The sequence below is a fragment of the Pseudomonas sp. VA159-2 genome (assembly GCF_024126635.1).
GTDB lineage: Bacteria > Pseudomonadota > Gammaproteobacteria > Pseudomonadales > Pseudomonadaceae > Aquipseudomonas > Aquipseudomonas muyukensis.
This window is the reverse complement of record NZ_JAMYBV010000014.1, coordinates 114040-136969: the sequence shown is the minus strand read 5'-3', so window position 1 is coordinate 136969 and position 22930 is coordinate 114040. Positions and strand designations below refer to the sequence as shown.

Annotated in this window: 22 protein-coding genes; 9 read left to right on the top strand and 13 right to left on the bottom strand. The window is 65.5% G+C overall.

Annotation, left to right across the window (positions count from 1 at the left end):
• Positions 1-224: 224 nt before the first annotated feature.
• From NJG22_RS15740 to NJG22_RS15730, 3 genes are all read left to right on the top strand, one after another.
• Positions 225-1598, top strand: coding sequence for a TolC family outer membrane protein (locus NJG22_RS15740; RefSeq protein WP_253095759.1), 1374 nt, complete (start codon positions 225-227; stop codon positions 1596-1598).
• A gap of 62 nt (positions 1599-1660) precedes the next feature.
• Positions 1661-3805 carry a type I secretion system permease/ATPase gene (locus tag NJG22_RS15735; RefSeq protein WP_253095758.1) on the top strand — a complete coding sequence of 715 codons (2145 nt, stop codon included), beginning with the start codon at positions 1661-1663 and terminating at the stop codon, positions 3803-3805.
• Positions 3806-3846: 41 nt separating this feature from the next.
• Positions 3847-5202, top strand: a complete 1356-nt coding sequence (locus tag NJG22_RS15730; RefSeq protein WP_253095756.1) for an HlyD family type I secretion periplasmic adaptor subunit — start codon at positions 3847-3849, stop codon at positions 5200-5202.
• Between the two features lie 97 nt (positions 5203-5299).
• Here NJG22_RS15730 and NJG22_RS15725 read toward each other — a convergent pair whose 3' ends face one another.
• The 3 genes from NJG22_RS15725 to NJG22_RS15715 form a co-directional block, all read right to left on the bottom strand.
• Positions 5300-5899, bottom strand: a complete 600-nt coding sequence (locus NJG22_RS15725; RefSeq protein WP_253095754.1) for a DTW domain-containing protein — start codon at positions 5897-5899, stop codon at positions 5300-5302.
• 151 nt (positions 5900-6050) lie between these two features.
• Positions 6051-7616, bottom strand: a complete 1566-nt coding sequence (locus tag NJG22_RS15720; protein ID WP_253095752.1) for a PAS domain-containing methyl-accepting chemotaxis protein — start codon at positions 7614-7616, stop codon at positions 6051-6053.
• A gap of 140 nt (positions 7617-7756) precedes the next feature.
• Positions 7757-8650, bottom strand: coding sequence for a LysR family transcriptional regulator (locus NJG22_RS15715; protein WP_253095751.1), 894 nt, complete (start codon positions 8648-8650; stop codon positions 7757-7759).
• Positions 8651-8873: 223 nt separating this feature from the next.
• Between NJG22_RS15715 and speB the strand changes: the two genes are divergently transcribed.
• Complete coding sequence (gene speB / locus NJG22_RS15710) at positions 8874-9824, top strand: agmatinase (protein ID WP_217849168.1); 951 nt, start codon at positions 8874-8876, stop codon at positions 9822-9824.
• A 275-nt stretch (positions 9825-10099) separates the two neighbouring features.
• Positions 10100-11479 (top strand): sodium:solute symporter, encoded by a 1380-nt coding sequence (locus NJG22_RS15705; protein ID WP_253095750.1) that lies wholly within the window; start codon positions 10100-10102, stop codon positions 11477-11479.
• A 150-nt stretch (positions 11480-11629) separates the two neighbouring features.
• Here NJG22_RS15705 and NJG22_RS24575 read toward each other — a convergent pair whose 3' ends face one another.
• The gene (locus NJG22_RS24575) at positions 11630-11758 is read right to left on the bottom strand and encodes a PA1414 family protein (protein WP_256660254.1); all 129 of its coding nucleotides are present in this window, start codon (positions 11756-11758) and stop codon (positions 11630-11632) included.
• Between the two features lie 114 nt (positions 11759-11872).
• Positions 11873-12766 (bottom strand): LysR family transcriptional regulator, encoded by an 894-nt coding sequence (locus NJG22_RS15700; protein ID WP_253095749.1) that lies wholly within the window; start codon positions 12764-12766, stop codon positions 11873-11875.
• A gap of 106 nt (positions 12767-12872) precedes the next feature.
• On the opposite strand from NJG22_RS15700, the gene NJG22_RS15695 reads away from it, so the two are divergent.
• The gene (locus tag NJG22_RS15695; protein ID WP_253095748.1) at positions 12873-14093 is read left to right on the top strand and encodes a YbfB/YjiJ family MFS transporter; all 1221 of its coding nucleotides are present in this window, start codon (positions 12873-12875) and stop codon (positions 14091-14093) included.
• On the opposite strand, the gene NJG22_RS15690 is transcribed toward NJG22_RS15695, so the two are convergent.
• Positions 14044-14970, bottom strand: a complete 927-nt coding sequence (locus NJG22_RS15690) for a DMT family transporter (protein WP_253095747.1) — start codon at positions 14968-14970, stop codon at positions 14044-14046. The two genes, NJG22_RS15695 and NJG22_RS15690, sit on opposite strands and share 50 nt — an antisense overlap.
• Positions 14971-15061: 91 nt before the next feature.
• Positions 15062-15466, bottom strand: a complete 405-nt coding sequence (locus NJG22_RS15685; protein ID WP_253095746.1) for a transcriptional regulator — start codon at positions 15464-15466, stop codon at positions 15062-15064.
• Between the two features lie 141 nt (positions 15467-15607).
• On the opposite strand from NJG22_RS15685, the gene NJG22_RS15680 reads away from it, so the two are divergent.
• Entirely contained in the window at positions 15608-15877 is a 270-nt protein-coding gene (locus tag NJG22_RS15680) for a hypothetical protein (RefSeq protein ID WP_253095745.1), read from the top strand.
• Positions 15878-15889: 12 nt separating this feature from the next.
• On the opposite strand, the gene NJG22_RS15675 is transcribed toward NJG22_RS15680, so the two are convergent.
• From NJG22_RS15675 to NJG22_RS15665, 3 genes are all read right to left on the bottom strand, one after another.
• On the bottom strand, positions 15890-16123 hold the full coding sequence (locus tag NJG22_RS15675) for a BrnA antitoxin family protein (protein ID WP_253095744.1): 234 nt from the start codon (positions 16121-16123) through the stop codon (positions 15890-15892).
• Complete coding sequence (locus NJG22_RS15670; RefSeq protein WP_253095768.1) at positions 16080-16379, bottom strand: BrnT family toxin; 300 nt, start codon at positions 16377-16379, stop codon at positions 16080-16082. The genes NJG22_RS15675 and NJG22_RS15670 overlap by 44 nt, the downstream gene beginning before the upstream one ends.
• Before the next feature lie 185 nt (positions 16380-16564).
• The gene (locus NJG22_RS15665) at positions 16565-17890 is read right to left on the bottom strand and encodes a DEAD/DEAH box helicase (protein WP_253095741.1); all 1326 of its coding nucleotides are present in this window, start codon (positions 17888-17890) and stop codon (positions 16565-16567) included.
• A gap of 144 nt (positions 17891-18034) precedes the next feature.
• Here NJG22_RS15665 and NJG22_RS15660 point away from each other — a divergent pair, with 144 nt between their 5' ends.
• Both NJG22_RS15660 and NJG22_RS15655 read left to right on the top strand, forming a co-directional pair.
• Complete coding sequence (locus tag NJG22_RS15660; protein ID WP_253095740.1) at positions 18035-19336, top strand: mechanosensitive ion channel family protein; 1302 nt, start codon at positions 18035-18037, stop codon at positions 19334-19336.
• 165 nt (positions 19337-19501) lie between these two features.
• Complete coding sequence (locus tag NJG22_RS15655) at positions 19502-20704, top strand: MFS transporter (RefSeq protein ID WP_253095739.1); 1203 nt, start codon at positions 19502-19504, stop codon at positions 20702-20704.
• 12 nt (positions 20705-20716) lie between these two features.
• Here NJG22_RS15655 and NJG22_RS15650 read toward each other — a convergent pair whose 3' ends face one another.
• The 3 genes from NJG22_RS15650 to NJG22_RS15640 form a co-directional block, all read right to left on the bottom strand.
• A complete protein-coding gene (locus tag NJG22_RS15650) occupies positions 20717-21589 on the bottom strand; it encodes a carboxylate/amino acid/amine transporter (protein ID WP_253095738.1) in 873 nt (290 codons plus the stop codon).
• Positions 21590-21883: 294 nt separating this feature from the next.
• Positions 21884-22483: an FMN-dependent NADH-azoreductase gene (locus NJG22_RS15645; RefSeq protein ID WP_253095737.1), complete on the bottom strand. Its 600-nt coding sequence runs from the start codon at positions 22481-22483 to the stop codon at positions 21884-21886.
• A gap of 110 nt (positions 22484-22593) precedes the next feature.
• Positions 22594-22908: a 3-phosphoglycerate kinase gene (locus tag NJG22_RS15640; RefSeq protein WP_253095736.1), complete on the bottom strand. Its 315-nt coding sequence runs from the start codon at positions 22906-22908 to the stop codon at positions 22594-22596.
• Positions 22909-22930 lie beyond the last annotated feature (22 nt).

Sequence of the window (22930 nt, the reverse complement as noted above, 5' to 3'; positions counted from 1 at the left end):
GCCTGTACCGGCTGGGTTCCGCAAGCACCTGAATGAAACAATGTCTCGGATTCCTTAGACCGCATAAGTTTTTTTTCGCATATATCTTATGAAAAAATCTTCTTAGCTCGCCCGGTAAATGTTCTTAGCTCTGTTGTTACAAACCTGAAACGGTTTGATACCAATATTTCGTCATTTTTTTGGCGAATTGCAGGACTTTTTTCAAGACCAGGGAGATGTACCCCATGCGCGCTTTAACCCCCATCACCAGTGCGATTTTGTTGGCCATGGCGTGTGCCAACAGTCAGGCGATGTCGATCACCGAGGCTGTCCAGAACGCCGTGGACCAGCATCCTGAAATCAGCGCCAGCCGTAACAGCCGGCTGTCGGCCGACGAGGATGTGAAGTTCGCCCGCGGGGGGTACTACCCAACCGTCGACCTGGTCGCCGGCTACGGCCGGCAGCGCTCGGACAACACCAATACCCGTACCTTCGATGCCGACGGCAGGCGCAACCACAACAAAGAGACCCTCAGCTACACCCAGTCCGAGTTGCGTCTGCGCCAGATGCTGTTCGACGGTTTCAACACCGCCAATGAAGTCGGCCGCACCGAAGCGGTAGCCAACTCCCGTGCCTACTACACCCAGGCCACCGCCGAGACCGTGGCCCTGCGCGCGATCGAGGTGTACCTCGAAGTACTCAAGCGCCGCGAGCTGGTGACCCTGGCGCGCAACAACCTGCAGGCTCACCTGCGCGTCAACGACCAGATCGGCCTGCGCAGCGAGCGCGGCGTGGGCAGCACCGCCGACCTTGACCAATCCCGCGCCCGTCGCGCCCTGGCCGAGAACAACCTGGACACCGCCGAGGTCGACCTGGCCGACGCCGAGGCCAACTTCTTCAGTGTGGTCGGCCGTATGCCCGACGAGCTGGAAACGCCCAGCACCATCAAGGCCGAGGTGCCGGCCGATATCGCCGCCGCGCGCCAAGGCATGCTGGAGAACAACCCCTACCTGAAATCGGCCCAGGCCGACGTGCAGTCCGCCGAGCAGCAATACGAAGTGGCCAAGTCGCCGTTCTACCCGCGCCTGGACGCGGTGCTGGCCACCGGTGCCAACAACAACCTCGGCGGCCAGAAAGGCCACGACAACAACGACTGGCAGGCCGGTGTCGAGCTCAGCTACAACCTGTTCCGCGGCGGCAGCGACAAGGCCCGCCTGCAGTCGGACGCGCACAAGATCAACCAGGCCATGGACATCCGCAACAACGCCCTGCGCGAGCTCAACGAGAACCTGAGCCTGGCCTGGAACGCCATGAACAACGCGCGCAAGCAAACCCCGAGCGCGCGCGAGTACGCCGAGACCACCCAGCGCGTGCGCGCCGCCTACCAGGACCAGTTCGGCCTGGGCCAACGCACCCTGCTCGACCTGCTCGACAGCGAGAACGAGCTGTACAACGCCAACCGGCGCTACACCGAAGTGCGCTACACCGAAGAGTTCTCCATGTACCGGCTGCTGGCCAACATGGGCGAACTGCTGAGCAAGCAGCGTATCTCGCTGCCGCCGGAAGCCATCGCCAAGAGCGAAGTCCGTAACGAGGCGAGGTTGCCCGACATGCGCTGACGCCTGGCAGGCAAGCCCTGCCAACGCCCGGTTGCCGTCCATCGCGACAGGAGTAGGCCATCGTGACCAGTCTGCAAAGCGCGCAACCGCGCCTGGATGTTGATGATCCGTTGCTCGATGGCCTGCTGATCCTGTGCAAGCTGCATGGCTGCCCGGCCAGCCGTGCCAGCCTGTGCAGCGGCCTGCCCCTGGCCGAGCAACGCCTGGGCCTGGCCCTGTTGCCGCGCGCCGCGGCCCGTGCCGGCTTGCAGGCGCGCCTGCTGCAGCGCCAGTTGAGCGCCATTTCCCCCCTCAACCTGCCGGTGCTGCTGATCCTCAACGATGGGCGCAGCGCCGTGCTACAACGCTGGGGCGACAATGGCCGGGCGTTGCTGCTGCCGTGCGAGGCCGAAGGCGGCGAGCAGTGGGTCGAGCCGCAAGCCCTGGCCGCAGCCTACAGCGGCCAGGCCCTGTTCGCGCGTCCGCGGCATACCCTGGAGGACGTGCGCGCGCCGCTGATTCCGCGGGTCAACGCCTGGTTCCGCGATACCCTGCGCCATTCCCGTTGGCTGTACGGCGACGCCTTGCTGGCCAGCCTGCTGATCAACCTGCTGGGGCTGATGGTGCCGCTGTTCGTCATGCAGACCTACGACCGCGTGGTGCCCAACCAGGCGTTATCCACCCTGTGGGTGCTGGTCGCCGGCCTGTTCATCGGCACCGCCTTCGAGCTGGTGCTGCGCATGGTCCGCGCCCACCTGCTGGACCAGGCGGGCAAGAAGACCGACCTGATCCTCTCCGCCACCCTGTTCGAACGCATCACCGGCATGAGCATGAAGGCGCGGCCGGCCACCATCGGTGGCTTCGCCCAAAGCATCCACGACTTCCAGGGCCTGCGCGAATTCCTCACCGCAGTCACCCTGACCAGCATCATCGATTTGCCCTTCGTCGCCCTGATGCTGCTGGTGATCGGCCTGCTCGGCGGCTGGCTGGTGCTGATCCCGCTGGTGGCCTTCCCGGTGGCGGTGGGCCTGGCGCTGTTCATCCAGGTGCGCCTGCGCGACACCGTGCAAAAGAGCCTGAGCCTGGGCGCCGTGCGCCAGGCCCTGCTGATCGAGACCCTCGGCGGCCTGGAAACCCTCAAGGCCTGTGGCGCCGAAAGCGAGCGCCAGTACCAGTGGGAACACACCAACGGCGCCATCGCCCGGCTGGACGCCCATGCCCGCAACCTGTCGTCGCTGGCCAGCAACGGCACGTTGTTCATCCAGCAGTTCTGCGGCATGGCCACCATCGTCGCCGGGGTCTACAGCATCATCGCCGGCAACCTCAGTGTCGGCGCCCTGGTGGCCAGCTACATGCTCGGCAGCCGGGTGCTCGCCCCGCTCGGCCAGATCGCCGGGCTGATCACCCGCTACCAGCAGGCGCAACTGACCATGCGCAGCACCGACGCCTTGATGAGCCTGCCCCAGGAGCGCGAGGCCCGCCAGCAGGCGCTGGCGCACACCACGCTGCACGGCGGCATCAGCGTCAGCCATGTCACCTTTCGCTACCCAGGCCAGGTCGCGCCGGCGCTCAACGATGTCAGCGTCAACCTCAAGTCGGGCGAACGCATCGGCATCATCGGCCGCAGCGGCTCGGGCAAGAGCAGCCTGGCGCGCCTGCTGATGGGGTTCCACCACCCCGACGAAGGCCAGGTGTTGCTGGACAACCTCGACCTGCGCCAGCTGGACATCGCCGACCTGCGCAGCCAGATAGGCTACGTGGCCCACGATCTGCCGCTGCTGGCCGGCAGCCTGCGCGACAACCTGACCCTGGGCGCGCGCCATGTCAGCGACGCGCGCATGCTCGAGGTGGCCGAGCTGACCGGCGTCAGCGAGCTGGCCCGTCAGCACCCGCAAGGTTTCGACCGGCCGGTGGGCGAGCGTGGCCAGTTGCTGTCCGGCGGCCAGCGCCAGGCGGTGCTGCTGGCCCGGGCATTGTTGCTGGAGCCGCCGATCCTGATCCTCGACGAGCCCACCAGCCACATGGACAACAGCAGCGAGGAACAGCTACGCCAGCGTCTGCAGGAGTGGGTGCCGGGCAAGACCCTGCTGCTGGTGACCCACCGCACCTCGATGCTCAGCCTGGTCGACCGTCTGCTGGTGCTGGACAACGGCAAGATCGTCGCCGACGGGCCGAAGGAAGCGGTGATCGACGCCCTGCGCAAAGGCCGGATCGGCGCGGCGCTGTAAACCAACCCCGCTCCCACGATGCCACTTCGCCGAGGTAGCCCATGAGCCTTTTCCCCAATGTGCGCAGTTACCTCCAGGGCACCGACAGCCGCGCCGAACGCGACTACATGCCGGAGCTGGCCGGCGCCACCTTGCAGGAGTCGCCCAGCCTGTCGCGCCTGACCGTGTGGCTGGCGGCGATCCTGCTGCTGGTGGCCCTGGCCTGGGCCAACTTCGCGGTGCTCGACGAAGTCACCGTCGGCGAAGGCAAGGCCATTCCCTCGAGCAAGGTGCAGGTGGTGCAGAACCTCGAGGGCGGCATCGTCACCGAAATCTTCGTGCGCGAAGGGCAGATGGTCGACAAGGGCGCCACCCTGCTGCGCCTGGACGACACCCGCTTCAAGTCGAACAAGGGCGAGAGCGAGGCCGACCGCTACGCCCTCACCGCCCAGGTCGAGCGCCTGTCGGCCGAGGCCGAGGGGCGCCCGTTCGTGCTCTCCGACGAGGTTCGGGGCAAGGCGCCGCAAGTGGCCGAGGACGAGATCGCCCTGTACCAATCGCGCCAGCGACGCCTGGCCAGCGAAAAACAGACCCTCAACGAACAATTGCGGCAAAAGACCCAGGAGCTGGCCGAGTTCCGCTCCAAGGTCGACCAGTACCGCTCGGCGGTGGGCCTGCTGCAACAGGAGCTGGACATGTCCACCCCGCTGGTCGGCAAGGGCGCCATCTCGCCGGTGGAGATCCTGCGCCTCAAGCAGCGCAGCGTCGAGGCCCGCGGCCAGTTGAACGCCACCAACCTGGCGATCCCCCGGGCCGAGGCGGCGATCGCCGAGATCCGCAGCAAGGTCCAGGAGTCCGACGCCAGCTTCCGCTCCGAGGCCGCCAAGGAGCTCAACGACAAGCGCACGGAACTGTCGAAGATCACCGCCAGCAGCATCGCCATCGACGACCGGGTCAACCGCACCACGGTGGTCTCGCCGGTGCGCGGCATCGTCAAGCTGCTCAAGGTCAACACCATCGGCGGCGTGGTCCAGCCAGGCAGCGACCTGGTGGAGATCGTGCCGATCGAGGACAACCTGCTGATCGAGGCCAAGGTGCGGCCCCAGGACGTGGCGTTCCTGCACCCGGGGCAGACGGCGATGGTCAAGTTCAGCGCCTATGACTACACCATCTATGGCGGCTTGAAGGCCAAGCTGGAGCTGATCGGCGCGGACACCGTCACCGACGACAAGGGCAATGCGTTCTACCTGATCCAGGTGCGCACCGACAAGAACCACCTGGGCGGGGACAACAAGCCGCTGCTGATCATCCCGGGGATGGTGGCCACGGTGGATATCATCACCGGGCACAAGAGCGTGCTGGATTACCTGCTAAAGCCGGTACTCAAGGCGCGGACGGAGGCGTTGCGCGAGCGGTGATCGCCAGCATGGCGGCCCGATCGCCGGGCAAGCCCGCTCCCACGGACCATCAGCGCGGCACATGACGGGCTGGTTGCGAGATCTGGCGGGCTGCAATTCACACCTGCCGATGATTACGCTGATACGTCTGCGCGCCCATGGCCTCGATCTGCCCTTCGATCAGCGCCTCGAACGGGCGCAGCAACTCATCGAACGCTGCCGGAGCCTCCAGCACGTTCAACGCCTGCACCACCGCCTCGAGCGTCGACAACGCTCCCGGCTGCGGTGCCTTGCGCAACCGATAGCGCGAGGGCTGGACGTGGCCGAGCGTCACCCTTGGCAGCCTCTCAAGCAGCGGGTTCAGGTAGAGCAGCTTGCGCGCCTTGCGCCAGGTGCCGTCCGGCACGATCAGCATGAGGGGCAGCTGATTATCCTGCCCGTAGCCTTGCAGGACCTCGGCCTCGTCACCAGGGAACAGCAACACGGGGCGATAGCCCGGCGTGGCCAGCAACGTCGCTAGATCGTCGAACACCTCGCCGATTCGCAACTCGACATTGACCAACCCAAGGGCCGCCAGGCGCGCGGTGTTCAGGGCGTGGGCGGTCTCGCTGGGGTGCTGCAGCACGAGCACCCGGGTACGGCTGTCGAGCTGCGGGATGAGCGGGCAAAGGCAATGGGCAAGCGGGCGCTGGCAGCGCTCGCAGCGGGGTCTGGACATCGTGGGCTCCTTGGGGCGGGTAGTTTGCCACAGGGTTGCCATTCTCGGGTTGCTGCCAGGCGCTCGTGGAGCGGGTTTGCCCCACGGCAAAACCGGCACCGCCAGCACCAGGCAAGCCCGCTCCCACGCCCCACGGTGACCTGCAGCAGCTTCAGCGGTTGAAACGCTCCGCCAGGCTGTGCAGGTAATCCGCCATACGCTCCAGGTCCTGGCTGATCTCGGCCCCCTGCTTGGCCTGCCCGGCGCTCTCGTCGCACAGGTGGGCGATGCGCACGATCTGCTGGTTGATGTCTTCGGCCACGTGGCTCTGCTGCTCCGACGCCGTGGCCATCTGCTGGCTCATGCCGGTGATGCGGCTGACCGCCTGGGCGATCCCCGACAGCGCTTCCTGCACGGCCTCGACACTGTGCACGCTGTCGCTGGAGATCTGCTGGCCACGGCTGGCACTGGCCACCGCGCGGTCGGCGCCAGAGCGCAGGGTGGAGATGATGTGGTGGATTTCCTCGGTGGAGGCGCGGGTGCGTTGGGCCAGCGAGCGCACCTCATCGGCGACCACGGCGAACCCCCGGCCCTGCTCGCCGGCCCGCGCTGCCTCGATGGCGGCATTGAGCGCCAGCAGGTTGGTCTGTTCGGCGATCGAGGTGATCACGTCCACCACGCTGCCGATCGATTGGGTCTGCTCGGCCAGGGCATTGACCGCCTGGCCGATGTCGCTCACCGCCTCGCGCATGCTGCCCATGGCGCGCAGGCTCTGCTCGGCCAGGTCGCTGCCCTGCTGCGCCAGCTGGTCGGCGTCGCTGGCGGCGTGGGCGGTGCTCTGCACGTTGTGGGTGACCTGCTGGATGGTCGCCGCCATTTGCGCGATGGCGGTGGCCGACTGGTCGGTCTCGCTGCGCTGGCGGTCGAGCATCTGCGCCTGGGCATCGGACAGGTCGGCCGATTGCGCGGCCCGCGACTTGACCCCGACGCCGGCATCCACCAGGCGGGTCAACGCGGTCTGCAGGCGCGCCTCCTCGCTGATGATCGCCAGGTCGAGCTGGCCCTGCAGGCCCGGATTGTCGCTGTAGGTCAGCGCCACCAACGGGCTGGTGAAGGCCTTCGGGTGCTCCTGCAACGTGCGCCGGATCGACTGGTTCTGCCGGTGCTCGACCAGGTACCAGGCCGCCAGCAGGCTGGCCATCAGCACGCCGAGGGCGGCGTAGGGAGGCAGCCACAAGTAGCCGGCGGCCGCGACCAGGCCGGCGCCGATCAGCGGCCAGCCATGGCCGATGCCATGGGCCAGGCGCGCCGCCAGGGGCACCGCCGAGCGCCCGGCACGCAAGCGCGCGTAGAGCTGCTCGGCGCGGCGGATCTGCTCGCGGGTAGGCACCGAGCGCACCGATTCGTAGCCGCTGATGCGGCCATTCTCGTACACCGCGGTGACATAGGCGCTGACCCAGTAGAAGTCGCCGTTCTTGGCGCGGTTCTTGACCACGCCCATCCATGGCTTGCCTTGCTTGATGGTGTCCCACATATGGCCGAAGACCGCTGGCGGCATGTCGGGGTGGCGAACCAGGTTGTGGGGCTGGCCCACCAGTTCGTCGTAGGTGAAACCGCTGATGGCCACGAATGCGTCGTTGCAGTAGGTGATGCGGCTGTTCAGATCGGTGGTGGAGATCAGCCGCTGGTCTTGGGAAAAGGTTCTTTCATGCTCAGTGACGGGCAAATTCATGCGCATCGTTGGCGGTCCCTTGCTTATCCAGATGAATGGGAAAATCATCAAAGCAAGTAGATATTTAGCAGATGGCCAGTAGGTCGGCGGTCAAGTTTTGTAGGAAATCTACTCGTCCTGACAGAGTGCGTTGAACAACTTTGGGCTCAGCCCACGTTGAGCTGGCTCTTGAGCAGGTCGCGGAACGTCTGGATCAAGGGTTCCCGGCTACGACCGCGGCGAATGATCAGGGAAAACGGCGCCTGGTAGCCGAAGGTGGCCGGAGAAAGCACCCGCAGGTCGCCCTGGTCGACCCAGGCCTGGGCGTAGTGCTCGGGCAGGTAGCCGATGTAGGCGCCGGAGAGAATCAGAATCAGCTGCGCCTCCATGCTCTCCACGGTGGCCGCGCTGTGCTTGAAGCCATGCCGGGCCAGCTCGGCCTGGCTCCAGTAGCCACGGCCGACCATGCGCTGCTGGGTGACCACCGGCTCCGGGATGCGCCGTTCGGCGAACAGCGGGTGGCGGTTGCTGCAATACAGCCAGTGCTGCTCACGATACAGCGGCTGGTACAGCAGCCCGCTCATGCGCGAGGAGAACGCGCCGATGGCCAGGTCCAGGCGGTTGTCCTGCACGCCCAACTGCAACTCATAGGGGCTGGAGACCGACAGGTGCAGGTGCACCGCCGGATGCTCCTGGCTGTAGGCGCCGATGGCCTCGGCCAGCGGCAAGGCGCGGTCACCGACGGTGGAGTCGATCACCCCGAGGTTGAGGGTGCCGCGCAGCTCGCCCTTGAGCGCGGCGGCGTACTGCTCGAAACCATCCAGTTCGCCGAGCAGGCGCAAGGTCTCCTGGTGGAACAGTTCGCCCTTGCTGGTCAGGCTGAAGCCCCCCCGGCCGCGGTGGCAAAGCACGATGCCCAGGGTGCTTTCCAACTGGCTCATGTAGGTACTGATGGCCGAGGTCGACAGGTTGAGATCGCGCTGGGCATTGGCGAAACCCTGGTGGCGCACCACGCTGGCGAAGATACGCAGCAGTTTCAGGTCGGGCAACGAAGAGGCCATGCAACGAGGTTCCGCAGGCTGGATATGCCCGGAGTCTAACCCGGCTTGCTGCTGATAGTTCAGAAATTCCTGAAGTAAGTATTTGGCGGTAGCGATTCTTCCCGCGCACTACCTTGCGCAGACTGCGGCGAAATGCCCTGCCCGCCGCCTGCACACGGCGTCCTGGCGCGCGGCGGCACAGGTTCGAACAAACAGAACAATCGACCGACTGATGAGGCCCACCGTGGACAAGATCCTCCACCAACCACTGGGCGGCAACGAAATGCCGCGTTTCGGCGGCATCGCCACCATGCTCCGCCTGCCCCACCTGCAAAGCGCCGAAGGCCTGGACGCCGCCTTCATCGGCGTGCCGCTGGACATCGGCACCTCGCTGCGCTCCGGCACCCGTTTCGGCCCACGGCAGATCCGTGCCGAGTCGGTGATGATCCGCCCCTACAACATGGCCACCGGTGCCGCGCCGTTCGACTCGCTGTCGGTGGCCGACATCGGCGACGTGGCAATCAACACCTTCAACCTGCTGGACGCGGTGCGCATCATCGAAGAGGCCTACGACCAGGTCCTCGAGCACAACATCATCCCGCTGACCCTGGGCGGCGACCACACCATCACCCTGCCGATCCTGCGGGCCTTGCACAAGAAGCACGGCAAGATCGGCCTGGTGCATATCGATGCCCACGCCGACGTCAACGACCACATGTTCGGCGAGAAGATCGCCCATGGCACCACCTTCCGCCGCGCCGTGGAGGAAGGCCTGCTCGATTGCGAGCGCGTGGTGCAGATCGGCCTGCGCGCCCAGGGCTACACCGCCGACGATTTCAACTGGAGCCGTCGCCAGGGCTTCCGCGTGGTGCAGGCCGAAGAATGCTGGCACAAGTCGCTGGCCCCGCTGATGGCCGAAGTGCGCGAGAAAGTCGGCGGCGGCCCGGTGTACCTGTCGTTCGACATCGACGGCATCGACCCGGCCTGGGCGCCGGGCACCGGCACCCCGGAGATCGGTGGCTTGACCACCATCCAGGCGATGGAGATCATCCGCGGCTGCCAGGGCCTGGACCTGATCGGCTGCGACCTGGTCGAAGTCTCCCCGCCTTACGACACCACCGGCAACACCTCGCTGCTGGGGGCCAACCTGCTGTTCGAAATGCTCTGCGTGCTGCCGGGCGTGGTGCATCGCTGACGGCAGCGACAGCGCCCTGTCTTTGCAGGAGCGGCCTTGTGTCGCGATGGGGCGCGAAGCGGCCCCAAGGGCTTGGCCTCATGCACAATTGCCAGGGCTGCTACGCAGCCCATCGCGACACAAGGCCGCTCCTACACAGCCCCAGCTTGCTTGACCCCGGCAGGAGCCATTCGGGAGGGCCATAGAGGCCCGCCAACACCACACAGGACCGCCGGGCGCCGTGAACCGTCCGGGCGGCCAATCTCGCCATAATAAAGATAATCGGGAGACCCCCAATGGCCTTGGACATCATCGTTGTACTGATCTATGCCGCCGGCATGCTCGGCCTCGGCTGGTACGGCATGCGGCGCGCGCAGACCCATGAAGACTACCTGGTGGCCGGGCGCAACCTCGGCCCGACCCTGTACATGGGCACCATGGCCACCACCGTGCTTGGCGGCGCCTCCACCGTCGGTACCGTGCGCCTGGGCTATGTCCATGGCATTTCCGGTTTCTGGCTGTGCGCCGCCCTGGGCCTGGGGATCATCGCCCTGAACCTGTTCCTGGCCAAACCACTGTTGCGCCTGAAGATCTTCACCGTCACCCAGGTCCTGGAGCGCCGCTACAACCCGATGGCGCGCCAGGCCAGCGCGGCGATCATGCTGGCCTATGCGCTGATGATCGCGGTGACCTCGACCCTGGCCATGGGCACCGTGCTGCAGGTGTTGCTGGATGTGCCGTTCTGGATGGCGCTGCTGTTCGGTGGCGGCGTGGTGGTGGTGTATTCGACCATCGGCGGCATGTGGTCGCTGACCCTCACCGACATCGTCCAGTTCGTGATCAAGACCGTGGGCCTGATGTTCATCCTGCTGCCGGTGTGCCTGTACAAGGCCGGGGGTTGGGACGCCCTGGTGGCCAAGCTGCCGGCCACCAGCTTCAGCTGGACCGCCATCGGCTGGGACACCATCATCACCTACTTCCTGATCTACTTCTTCGGCATCCTGATCGGCCAGGACATCTGGCAGCGGGTATTCACCGCCCGTGACGAGAAGGTCTGCCAGCGTGCCGGCACCACCGCCGGTGTCTATTGCGTGCTGTACGGCCTGGCCTGCGCCCTGATCGGCATGGCCGCCCACGTGCTGATGCCGGACCTGGCCAACCCCAACAACGCTTTCGCCGAGATGATCAAGGGCCAGTTGCCCGAGGGCATACGCGGGCTGCTGATGGCCGCGGCCCTGGCCGCGATGATGTCCACCGCCAGCGCCGGCCTGCTGGCCGCGTCCACCACCCTGACCGAGGACCTGCTGCCGCGGCTGCGCGGCGGCAAGCAGTCGAGCCTGGGCATCAACCGCCTGTTCACCCTGCTCACCGGCTTGGTGGTGCTGGGCATCGCCCTGGCGGTGAACGATGTGATCAGCGCGCTGACCCTGGCTTACAACCTGCTGGTGGGCGGCATGCTGATCCCGCTGATGGGGGCGATCTTCTGGAAGCGCGCGACCACCGCCGGGGCCATTGCCAGCATGTCGCTGGGCTTTGCCACCGCGTTGTTGTTCATGTTCAAGGACGGCCTGGATGCCAATTCGCCGATCTACTACAGCCTGGCCATCGGCCTGGTGAGCTTCGTGGTGGTCAGCCTGGCTTCGCGCAAGCCGGTGAGCGCCGTGAAACTGGCCTGATACCTTCTGTCCTGGCCACGGGCGTCGTAGGATCTGGCCTCCGCGTCGCCTGCGTCGCCTGCGTCGCCAGCAAGGCTGACTCCTACAGTGCTGCGCTACAACGCAAAAGGCCGCCGCATCACCTGGATGCGGCAGCCTTCTTGTCGGTGGTCAGCGACGACGCGGCTGGCGTTTGCGCTGTTCTTCGTCGGTCGGGATCGGCACCGGCTGCAACGGTGGCGGGAGCAAGCCCAAGGCGACGGCGAGGTCGTGGAGCCAGTTGTACATGCGTTGGTTCATAATGCCCCCTTGACGGGTGGTCAATCAATCCTGCGATGCGTCATACAGATCATAGCCCATGTCCTGTATCGCGCATGCTTCTGTTCTTACACATATGGGCGATTTTGACCCGGATCAAGCGCAGATGGCAGCTTCCGACGGTCGGTCAATCGTTTCGCTTTGTTGCAAATCGATCCAGGCCTGCAAATTTGCCCCACACATGCCCTGGCGCCACATCAGCCAGGTCTGTGCCTGGTCGAACGGCGCCTGCAACCGATGCACCCGCACCCGCTCATGCCCCGGCAGGCTGTCGAGCATCGACTGGGCCATCAACGCCACCCCCGCCCCGGCGATCACGCAGGCCAGCATGCTCTGGTACGACTCGATCTCCATCACCCGCCCCATGGGCGTGTGGGCATGGGCATACCAGGCCTCCAGACGCATGCGGTACGAGCAGCCCTGGCGGAAGGTGAACACCGCCTTGCCCGCCACGTCACGGGCCGTTTGCACTGGCGGGTGTTCCGGGCTGGTGATGAGCACCAGCACCTCATCGCACAAGGGCACGCCATCCAACCCGGCCAGGCTTGGCGGGCCGTCCACCAAGGCTGCGTCCAAGGTATGGCCGAGCAGGCCCTCGAGCAGCTCGCCACTGGGGGCGGCACGCACTTGCAGGTTCACCGCAGGGTAAGCCTGGTGATAGCGCGCCAGCAGCGCGGGCAAGTGAGTGGCCGCGCTGCTGTACATGGTGCCGAGCAGGAAGTCACCGGCCGGCTGGCCGCCTTGCACCGCGGCCATGGCCTCGTCGCGCAGGGCCGCCAGGCGGTTGGCGTAGTCCAGCAGCACCTTGCCCGCCGGTGACAATTGCAGGCGCTGACGCTCGCGCAGGAACAGCTCCACCCCCAGTTGTTCCTCGAGTTGACGCAGCCGCGTCGACAGGTTCGATGGCACCCGGTGCAGGCGCTCGGCGGCACGGGTCAGCGAGCCTTCCTCGGCCACGGCCTGGAAGATACGCAGTTGGCTGAACTCCATTAGATTCTCCAAAAATGAACAACTTGATCATCATTATTCAATTTTGTTGAAAGTCAATCCGCCCTACCCTGCCAGCCATCGCATTCCTTCTTGCAGGAGACGCTCCATGCCACCCTTCGTGCAACTGCTGGCCAGCGCCGTGGCGCTGATGATGGCCATGGGCATCGGCCGCTTCGCCCTCACCCCGCAACTGCCCCAGCTGATCACCGAGGGCCAGCTCGACCTGAGCGCCGCTGGCCTGATCGCCGCCGCCAACTACCTGGGCTACTTTCTCGGCGCGCTGGACGGCATGTTCGCCCGCCAGCCGGCCCAGGTGCGCCTGCGTCTGCATGGCGGGCTATGGCTGTGCGTGCTGTTGACCTTTGCCTCCTGGGCCGCGGACGGTTTCTGGAGCCACCTGCTGCTGCGCTTTGGCACTGGCGTGGCCAGCGCCTGGGTACTGGTGATGATCACCAGCCTCAGCCAGCAACTGGCCAATGCCCATGGCCGGCAGCGGCTGGGTGCCCTGGTGTTCGCCGGCCCCGGCGCCGGCATTGCGCTGACCGGCCTGCTGGCCCTGGCAGCGCACCTGCTGGGGCTGGGCTCGGCAGCACTGTGGCTGATCTACGGGGTGGCCGCCCTGCTGATGCTGCTGGCTGTGCTGCCGTGCTTGCCACGGGCACTGGAGCCCGCACCAGCAGCAGCGCACGACGGCCCGCCCCAGGGCGCCGGCATCGGCCGCCTGGGCTTGGTCTACGCGCTGTACGGTATCGGCTACATCCTGCCCGCCACCTTCCTGGCGCAGATGGCCAACCTGCAGTTCCATGGCCAATGGCTGGCCGATCTGTTCTGGCCGGCATTCGGCCTGGCCGCAGCGCTCGGCGTGATGCTGGCCAGCCTGCGCCGCCCCGGGCGTACCAGCGTCTGGTTGACCACCACATTGTGGCTACAAGGGTTGGGGGTGGTAGCGTGCCTGTTGGGCGGCGGCCTCGGCCTGGGGCTGGGGGTACTGCTGTGTGGCGGACCGTTCCTGGCCTGCATGCAACTGGTGATGCAACGCTCGCGGGAGCTGGCGCCCCAGGCCACGCAGCGCAACGCCGGGCTGTTGACCGCCTGTTTTGCCCTAGGGCAGTTGAGCGGCCCCTTGCTGGCGACGTTGAGCAGCCATTTCAGTGGCGGCTTGCAACCGGCGCTGGTGCTGGCGGCGCTGGGGTTGGGACTGGCCGGGACGTTGGTGCTGGCCGGTAGAGTGTCGCGCTCGGCGATGACCCCATGTTCGCCAGCCTTGCCGGCGAACCCTAGCCCACGACCCTGCGCAACTGCTGGCGTACCCAACCCTCGGCACTGACCAATATCACCCCCAGCAGCACCATCACCGCGCCGATCACGAAGTTCAGGCTCAGCGGCTCATCCAGCAGCAGCACGCCAAAGGTCACGCCGAACAACGGCGTGATGAACGAGAACACCGCCAGGTTCGATGCCAGGTACCTGCGCAAGAGCCAGAACCAGGTCAGGTAGCTGATGAACGACACCACGATGCCCTGGAACAGCACACTGCCCACCGCCAGGGGCGTCAGGGCAAAGTCGGTGATCTGCCCGCTGAACAGGGCGATCACCAGCAAGCCGAGGAAGCCCACCGCCAGTTGGTAGAACAGGGTCAAGGTCACCGGTGCCTCGGACAGCCGCGAACCACGCACCACCACCGTGGTCGCGCCCCAGGCCAGCCCGGCCAGGATTGCCAGGCCATCGCCCAACAGCATGCGCCCGTCGAGCTGCTCGAGCGACACGCCCCCGGCGAAGGCCAGGGCAATGCCACAGAAGGCCAGCAGGATGCCTAGCCACTGCAGCCAGCGCAGCCGCTCGCTGGGCATCATGAAATGCAACCCCAGGGCGGTGAAGATCGGCGCGGTATAGAGGAACACCGACATGTGCGCCGCCGAGGTCAGCTTCAACCCCTCGGCAATGAACAGGAACTCCAGCCCGAACAATGCCCCGGCCAGCAGCCCGGCGCGCCAGGTGGTGCCCACCAGCCCCCAGCCTTCGCGCAAGCACACCAGCAGGCCGACCAGCAGCGCGGCGATGCCGTTACGAAATGCCGCCTGCATCACCGGGGCGATGTCCACGGCGGCCGACTTGATCAGCACCTGCTGGCAGCCCCATACCAGGCACAGCCCCAGCATGACCTGAAAAGCGAAGGCGTCGGGGTTCTTGCGGGCCGCGGTCATGCGCGCCCCCTTGGCTGTTGCAACGTCATGGGCAAGGCTCGGCAGTGGAATGGATCCCGATTATTAGACGCCGAGCCTTGCCGATACCAGCCTAAATTGCGCCCCCGGCGATTCGTGCCTCGGCAGCTACCCGGTCGAAGGTGCTCTCGTCCAGCGCGTCTTCCTGCTCATCCAGCACCTGGCGCGGGTGCTCGAAGCCGGGGATGCTGCTGTCGATCAGGCTGAGCAGGCGCGAGCCACGCTCGGTGAGCACGAAGTTCTCGCCGTTGCCGCCCTCCTCTTCAGGTCGGCTTTCGATAAAACCGCGCTCGAAGAGGCTCTTTTCGTACTCGCAGGCGCGGGTCTTCAGATGGTCCAGGTCGCCGGGCGCCTGGCCCTTGGCTGCCAGGGCCGCGGCATGTTGCTCGGCGTAGGGGCGTGGGGTGAAGCTGTGACCGGCGCCGTTCTGCACTTCGTGCAGCAAGCGTTCGATCAGGTCCCAGTCGTAGGTGCTCATGGAGGGGGCCTCCTGCGGTGGACGGATGGGGTACACAAGGTGTGACCCAGGAGCCTTTCCAGGTGTTCCACTTTTTACGTGTCTGAACTTTTGCCAGGCCCCGACCATCAACCAGTATCATGCCCTGCAGAGGCCTGGACGATGAAAACCTCAACCAGCATCACCCTGTTCGCAAGCCTGCTGTGCAGCGCCCCCACCTGGGCTTGCACGCCAGAGGAAGCCACCCATAAAAGAGAAGAACTGGCCGGGCTGGTCAGCCAGCTCACCGAGCAGAACCCGCAAAAGGCCAAGGAGATCAATGACGAACTCCAGGGCATGGAGCTGGGCACGGCGAGCAAGGACCTGCCGGACAAATGCCAACTGATCGACAAGCGCATCCAGGAACTGAAAGCCGCAGAGAAGAAGACCTGACTTGCCTGGCGCTCAGCGGCGTTGCTGGGCCTGCATGTACTGGCGCAGCAGCTGGTTGATGCGGGTCTGGTAGCCGGCGCCCTGCTCCTTGAACCAGGCCAGGACGTCGGCGTCGAGGCGGATGGTGACGGTCTGCTTGGCAGGCACCCGCAACTCGGCACGGCTGAAGAAGTCGTCGTCCAGCTCGGGAATGTCCGAGGTATCAACGGGTGGCTGTTGCTCGGTGGTTGCGGATAGTTTCGACATAGCGCTGTTCCTCACGTCGGGTTGCTCGCCTGGCGGAAATGACTCGGATCACATCGCCCGGCCTTTCGGTGTAGGCCACCACACAGACCCAGGCATTGATCCAGCCCATGCTGATCCAGCGCGGTTCCTGGTACTCGAACCGCTCGTCACGCAGCACCAGCATCGGCTGGCGAAACATGAGCGTGACATCGTCGAAGTCGACACCATGCTTGCGGATGTTGATCAGGTTCTTTTGCTGATTCCATTCAAATCGGATTGAGCCATCGTATTTACATACGTACATACGCTACACCTCCTTGGCTACAGATGCCATAGGAGTCTGGTGGGTTGGCGACAAAATGCCGGGGCAAAAAGGGCGTTTGGGAAATGGGCTACAAACGCCCGGGGAAGGCGTGAAGTAACCCGCCACCGTTGCGGTGGCGGGCTTGCTGCAAGTTGCGCTTACTCAGCGGCAGGCTTGCGCTTTTTCAGCGGTGCCAGGCCATCGGCACTGGCCAAGGGGGCCTTGCTCCTGGGCTTGGCGGCCGGCTTTTTCTTGGCGGCGCCCTTCTTGTCGGCACCAGCCTTCTTCTCGACCTTTTTCTTCTTGCTGCCGGCGGCCTTGCCCGAGGCCTTGACCTTCTTCGGCCCGTTGTAGGTGCCCTTGACCTCCTTGATGACGCGGCGCTCGAACTGCTGCTTGAGGTAGCGCTCGATGCTCGACATCAAGTTCCAGTCGTTGTGGGTGATCAACGAGATCGCCAGGCCTTCGCCCCCGGCACGACCAGTACGACCCACGCGGTGCACGTACTCGTCGCCGCTGCGCGGCATGTCGAAGTTGATCACCAGGTCCAGGCCGTCGATGTCCAGGCCACGGGCGGCGACATCGGTGGCCACCAGCACCTTGGAGCTACCCTGTTTGAAGCGCTCGATGGCCTGCTTGCGGTCCTTCTGGTCCTTCTCGCCGTGCAGCACGAAGGCCTTCACGTCCTTGGCCACCAGGTGGCCATAGATACGGTCGGCCAGGGCGCGGGTGTTGGTGAAGATGATCGCCTTGTCGAAGGTCTCGTTGGCCAGCAACCACTGCACGATGGCTTCTTTATGCTGGTCGTGGTCGGCGGTGATGATCTGTTGGCGAGTACCCTCGGCCAGTTGCGAGACGCTGTTGAGCATCAGGTGCTCAGGGTCCTTCAACACCTTGCCGATGATGTCGCGCAGGGCCGCGCCGCCGGTGGTGGCGGAGAACAGCAGGGTTTGCTCGCGCTGCTCGCACTCCTTGCACAGGCGCTCCATGTCTTCGGCGAAGCCCATGTCGAGCATGCGGTCGGCTTCGTCGAGGATCAGCACCTGCACGTGGGACAGGTCGAGGTTGCCGGCGTTGAGGTGCTCCAGCAGGCGGCCCGGGGTGCCGATCAGCACATCAGGGACCTTGCGCAGCATCGCGGCCTGCTCCTTGAAGTCTTCACCGCCGGTGATCAGGCCCGCCTTGATGTAGGTGAACTGCGAGAACAGCTGCACTTGCTTGAGGGTCTGCTGGGCCAGCTCGCGGGTCGGCAGCAGGATCAGCGAGCGGATCTCCACCCGTCCACCTTTAAGGTCGACCAGTCGGTTGAGCAGCGGCAGGACGAAAGCCGCGGTCTTGCCGCTGCCGGTCTGCGCGGTCACCCGCAGGTCACGCCCTTGCAGGGCCAGGGGAATGGCCGCCGCCTGCACCGGGGTCGGCTCGACAAATTTCAGCTCGGCCACGGCTTTGAGCAGGCGTTCGTGCAGGGCGAATTGGGAAAACACGGGGGTAACCTCGGGCAAGTGCGAAAAATTCAAGTTGCATAGGGTAACGTTTTCCGCCGCCAGAACCGAATTTCTTTTGGCAACTTTGCGCCGATCCACGCTCTAATGTCGCCTCGTACCGCAATACAGACCGTTTCCAAGCCCATGGACATCCAACGTTTCTGGCGTGACGCCCTCGACCTGTGGGGCACGCTCGACCAACACCCGATGCTGCACGCCGCCCTCGGCCTGATCGTGCTGCTGCTCGTCTCGCTGCTGATCGGCCGCCTGGCGCGCTTTCTGATCCTGCACTCCACCCGCTTGCTGGCACGGCAACCGGCGCTGCGCTGGCTGGACGACCTGCGCCACAACAAGGTGCTGCACCGCCTGGCCCAGACCACCCCGTCGCTGGTGGTGCAGTTCGGCCTCAAGCTGGTGCCGGAGCTGTCCGCCACCGCCCAGCACTTCCTCGGCAACGTCGCCCTGGCCGTGACCCTGCTGTTCATGACCCGCGCCCTGTCGTGCCTGCTCGATGCCCTGCTGGACATCTACGCTCGCAGCGAACACGCCCGTACCCGCTCGATCAAGGGCTACATGCAGCTGGCCAAGATGATGCTGTGGATCTTCGCCGCCATCGTCATCGTCGCCACCCTGATCGACCGCTCGCCACTGTTGCTGCTGTCGGGCCTGGGCGCCATGTCGGCGGTACTGCTGTTGGTGTACAAGGACACCCTGCTGTCGTTCGTCGCCAGCGTGCAGCTGACCAGCAACGACATGCTGCATGTCGGCGACTGGATCGAAATGCCCCAGGCCGGCGCCGATGGCGACGTGGTGGACATCACCCTGCACACGGTGAAGGTGCAGAACTTCGACAAGACCATCGTCTCGATCCCCACCTGGCGCCTGATGAGCGAGTCGTTCCGCAACTACCGCGGCATGCAGCAAGCGGGCGGGCGGCGGATCAAGCGCAGCCTGTTCATCGACGCCGCCGGCGTGCGCTTTCTCAACGCCGAAGAACAGCGCCGCCTGGGCCAGGTCAGCCTGCTGGGCGACTACCTGAGCCAGAAACGCCAGGAGCTGCACCAGTGGAACGAAGCCCTGGGCCCGGTGGCGGAACTGTCGGCCAACCGCCGCCAGCTGACCAACATCGGCACCTTCCGCGCCTTCGCCCTGGCCTACCTGAAGAACCACCCCAACGTGCACCCGAACATGACCTGCATGGTCCGCCAGATGCAGACCACCGCCGAAGGCGTGCCGCTGGAAATCTACTGCTTCACCACCACCACGGTGTGGGCCGAGTACGAGCGCATCCAGGGCGATATCTTCGACTACCTGCTGGCGGTGCTGCCGGAGTTCGGCCTGAGCCTGTACCAGCAGCCCAGTGGCAATGACATGCGGGCGGGGTTGGCGGCCAGGCCGCTGCCTCATACCCAGCCACGCAGCCTGGACGAGCTGAACGAAGCCTGACCGTCCGCTCGGGGCGCCCGAGCGGGCGCCCCTTTGCATCGTGCCCCCAAGACACACTACCCTATGGCCACCCAGGACGACGTCATCACGGAAGATCGACGGCCCTCTCGCCACGCCCATTCCTGATGTTCGCCAGACACCTGCCACAGCCTTGGTGAGCGAGCCATGCCTCAGGACATTTCCAGCACTGCACTGCACGACGCCCCACCCTCGCCTCGGCGCAGGACCCTCGCTGGCGCCAGCCTCGCCCATGGCGTGCATGACGGCCTGACCGATGTCATCTACGTGTTGCTGCCCCTCTGGCAAGTCGCCTTTGGCCTCAGCTACGCCCAGGTCGGGCTGCTACGCGGGGCCTACGCGGGCATGATGGCGGGCTTTCAACTGCTGGCCAGCAACAGCGCCCGGCGCTGGGGCCGCGAGGCCCTGTTGGTCCGGGGCACGGCGCTGGCCGGGCTGGCCTACCTGCTGGCCGCCCAAGCCAGTGACTTGAGCCTTTTGCTGATCGCCTTGATGCTTGCCGGCCTCGGCGCCAGCACCCAACACCCGCTTGCCAGCGCGCTGGTCGCCGATGCCTACGAAGGCAGCGGCAAGGTGAAGCAGGCCTTGGCCCAGTACAACTTCGCTGGAGATATCGGCAAGGCACTGATCCCGGGGCTGAGCGGCCTGGTGCTGGTGTATGTGTCGTGGCAGGCCAATGCCACGGCGCTTGGCCTGCTCGGCCTGGGCGCTGCTGCGGCGCTGTGGTGGCTGTTGCGTCAGGCGCCCTGCGCAGATCAACCAGCACGCAAGACCAAAGCCCATGACCAGGCCGGCGCGACCTCGGGGCTGACGGCCCTGATCGCCACCGGCACCCTCGACAGTGGCGTGCGCATGGGCTTTCTGACCTTCCTGCCGTTCTTGCTGCAGAGCAAGGGCGCGACGACCGCGCAAATAGGCCTGGCCCTGACATTGCTGTTCATCGGCGGCGCCTTCGGCAAGCTGTTCTGTGGCTACCTGGGCGCCAGGCTGGGGCCGGTACGCACCGTGATCTGTACCGAGTTGCTGACCGCCGGGCTGATCCTCCTGGCGCTGCTGTTGCCCTACCTGCCGTTGATGCTGGTGATGCCGCTGATCGGCCTGGCACTCAACGGCACCTCGTCGGTGCTGACCGGGCTGGTCCCGGACTTCGCCGGCCGTGAGCAACGGGAGCGGGTATTCGCCTGCTTCTATACCGGCACCGTCGGCGGTGGCGCCCTGGCGCCGGTGCTGATCGGCGCGCTGTCAGACCACGGCGGGGTGCAGCAAGGGTTGATAGCGCTGGCAGGCACGCTGCTGCTGACCCTACCCTTGTGCCTGGTCGTGCACGCCGGCCTGCCGCGCCGGCAATGATCCGAGGCCGGCTCAGGCCGTTCCCGGCAGCCTCGCGCGCTGGCCACCCAAGCGGCTCAACCACACCGACGCCAGGATCACCGAACCGCCAATCGCCAACCGCCCCAGCGGCTCGTCATGGTTCCAGATCAGCAGGTTGAGCAGCAGGCCTACCGGCACATGCAGGTTGTTCATCACCGCCAGGGTAGCCCCGGAAACCAGGCAAGCGCCTTTGTTCCACCAGTACAGCCCCAAGGCTGTCGGGCACAGGCCGAGGAACAGCAAGACCAGCCACTGGGTGTCGGTGCTCGGCAGATGCTGGGCATTACCGAACAGCAGGAACGCCGGCAGCACCACCAGCAGCGCCCCCAGGTAGAAGTAGCCGAAACGCCGGTAGTGCGGCAGGTCGCTGGGGTTGCGCGCCACCAGGTGGCGGTACAGCACCTGGCCGGCGGCGTAGGTGAAGTTGGCCAGTTGCAGCAGCAGGAAGCCCATGAAGAACTCGCCGCTGACGGTGTCGAAGCGGATCACCGCGGCGCCGCCCACCGCCACCAGCGCGGCCAGCAGCGCCCAGGGATTGAAGCGGCGGTTCAGGGCGTCCTCGATCAGCGTGACATGCAGTGGCGTGAGGATGGTGAACAGCAGCACCTCGGGCACCGTCAACACGCGGAAACTCAGGTACAGGCAGACATAGGTGATGCCGTACTGCAAGGCGCCGATCAGCAGCATCGAGCGCATGAAGCGTGGCTCGACCTGGCGCCAGCGGGTCAGCGGCAGGAACACCAGCCCGGCCAGCAGCACCCGCGCCAGCACCGCGAAGTAGCTGTCGACGTGGCCGGCCAGGTACTCGCCGATCAAATTGAAGGAGTACGCCTGGATCAGCGCGACGATTATCAGGTAGCCCATGGTTGGCCCTCGTGGATCAAGGCGGCGACCTTAGCGGGTTGGGTCTGGCCAGTTCAACCCTGAGGATTGTGGGGCTGCTTGCAGGAGCGGCCTTGTGTGGCGAAAGGGCGGCGCAGCAACCCCAGCGATCTTTTCATCGACACCGAGATCCGGGGGCCGCTACGCGGCCCTTTCGCCACGCAAGGCCGCTCCTGCACAGGTTGCGCCACAGCAAAAAAAGCCCGGCCATCGCAATGGCCGGGCAAGTACACCCAAAGGAGCAACAAGGTGTCAGGGTTGGGAATCCGTCGCGGCTCAGGCCACCGCGGCCAGCCTGGCCTTGGCCTGGTTGAGGCCCTTCTGGTGGAACTCGCCGCTCATGTTCAGGCCTTCGGCGTGGATGAAGTCCACCTCGTGGATGCCGATGAAGGCCATCACCTGGCGCAGGTAGGGTTCCTGGTGGTCGCTGCTGGCACCGGCATGGATGCCGCCGCGGGCGGTCAGCACGATGGCGCGCTTGCCAGCCAGCAGCCCCTGCGGGCCGGTGGGGGTGTACTTGAAGGTGATGCCGGCGCGCAGCACATGGTCCAGCCAGGCCTTGAGGGTGCTGGGGATGGTGAAGTTGTACATCGGCGCGGCCATCACCAGCACATCGGCGGCCAGCAGTTCGTCGGTCAGCGCGTTGGAACGCTCCAGCGCTTCACGCTCGGCGGCGCTGCGCTGCTCCTCGGGCTTCATCCAGCCGCCGAGCAGGTGGGCATCCAGGTGCGGCACCGGGGTCAGCGCCAGGTCGCGTACGGTGATCGCGTCGGCCGGGTGCGCCGCCTGCCACTGCTGGATGAAATCCTGGGTCAGTTGGCGAGAAACGGAATCCTGCTGGCGGGCGCTGCTTTCGATGATCAGTACGCGGGACATGGCTGCCTCCATCGGCGGTAAAGGGGTGCGATTCGATGGAGGTGAGATTAGAGGTTGACCTATCGATAAAAAAGCGTAAAAAGTGGGCTAAATATATCGATTAATCAGTTTTATTCCGCCTTGCAGTCCAGCACGATGCGCAGCTTGATGATCTGCCGGTTGAACTTGGCCGTCACATCGACGCTCTTGCCGGCCGGCACGTTGACCCGGCGCACCCGTGGCGCCTCGGGCCCATTGCGGAAACTGACCTTGCACGCCGCCGCCACCTGCCCATAGTTGTTCAGGCTGATCGAGCCAATGTCGTAGGCAGTGTCATAGGCGGTGTAGTCGACCTTGACCCCGGTCATCTGCTTTTCCACGTCGATGGGATAAGCCATGGCCCCGAGGGGCAGGCACAGCAGCACGGCCAGACAACTTTTCTTCATAGGGCGCTCTCCTTGAGAAGAG

Excerpts from the sequence above, each read along its gene's own strand:
- NJG22_RS15740 (WP_253095759.1), top strand. The coding sequence starts at position 225 with ATGCGCGCTTTAACCCCCATCACCAGTGCGATTTTGTTGGCCATGGCG.
- NJG22_RS15730 (WP_253095756.1), top strand. The coding sequence starts at position 3,847 with ATGAGCCTTTTCCCCAATGTGCGCAGTTACCTCCAGGGCACCGACAGC.
- NJG22_RS15725 (WP_253095754.1), bottom strand. The coding sequence starts at position 5,899 with ATGTCCAGACCCCGCTGCGAGCGCTGCCAGCGCCCGCTTGCCCATTGC.
- NJG22_RS15720 (WP_253095752.1), bottom strand. The coding sequence starts at position 7,616 with ATGCGCATGAATTTGCCCGTCACTGAGCATGAAAGAACCTTTTCCCAA.
- NJG22_RS15715 (WP_253095751.1), bottom strand. The coding sequence starts at position 8,650 with ATGGCCTCTTCGTTGCCCGACCTGAAACTGCTGCGTATCTTCGCCAGC.
- NJG22_RS15705 (WP_253095750.1), top strand. The coding sequence starts at position 10,100 with ATGGCCTTGGACATCATCGTTGTACTGATCTATGCCGCCGGCATGCTC.
- NJG22_RS24575 (WP_256660254.1), bottom strand. The coding sequence starts at position 11,758 with ATGAACCAACGCATGTACAACTGGCTCCACGACCTCGCCGTCGCCTTG.
- NJG22_RS15700 (WP_253095749.1), bottom strand. The coding sequence starts at position 12,766 with ATGGAGTTCAGCCAACTGCGTATCTTCCAGGCCGTGGCCGAGGAAGGC.
- NJG22_RS15695 (WP_253095748.1), top strand. The coding sequence starts at position 12,873 with ATGCCACCCTTCGTGCAACTGCTGGCCAGCGCCGTGGCGCTGATGATG.
- NJG22_RS15690 (WP_253095747.1), bottom strand. The coding sequence starts at position 14,970 with ATGACCGCGGCCCGCAAGAACCCCGACGCCTTCGCTTTTCAGGTCATG.
- NJG22_RS15685 (WP_253095746.1), bottom strand. The coding sequence starts at position 15,466 with ATGAGCACCTACGACTGGGACCTGATCGAACGCTTGCTGCACGAAGTG.
- NJG22_RS15680 (WP_253095745.1), top strand. The coding sequence starts at position 15,608 with ATGAAAACCTCAACCAGCATCACCCTGTTCGCAAGCCTGCTGTGCAGC.
- NJG22_RS15675 (WP_253095744.1), bottom strand. The coding sequence starts at position 16,123 with ATGTCGAAACTATCCGCAACCACCGAGCAACAGCCACCCGTTGATACC.
- NJG22_RS15660 (WP_253095740.1), top strand. The coding sequence starts at position 18,035 with ATGGACATCCAACGTTTCTGGCGTGACGCCCTCGACCTGTGGGGCACG.
- NJG22_RS15655 (WP_253095739.1), top strand. The coding sequence starts at position 19,502 with ATGCCTCAGGACATTTCCAGCACTGCACTGCACGACGCCCCACCCTCG.
- NJG22_RS15650 (WP_253095738.1), bottom strand. The coding sequence starts at position 21,589 with ATGGGCTACCTGATAATCGTCGCGCTGATCCAGGCGTACTCCTTCAAT.
- NJG22_RS15645 (WP_253095737.1), bottom strand. The coding sequence starts at position 22,483 with ATGTCCCGCGTACTGATCATCGAAAGCAGCGCCCGCCAGCAGGATTCC.
- NJG22_RS15640 (WP_253095736.1), bottom strand. The coding sequence starts at position 22,908 with ATGAAGAAAAGTTGTCTGGCCGTGCTGCTGTGCCTGCCCCTCGGGGCC.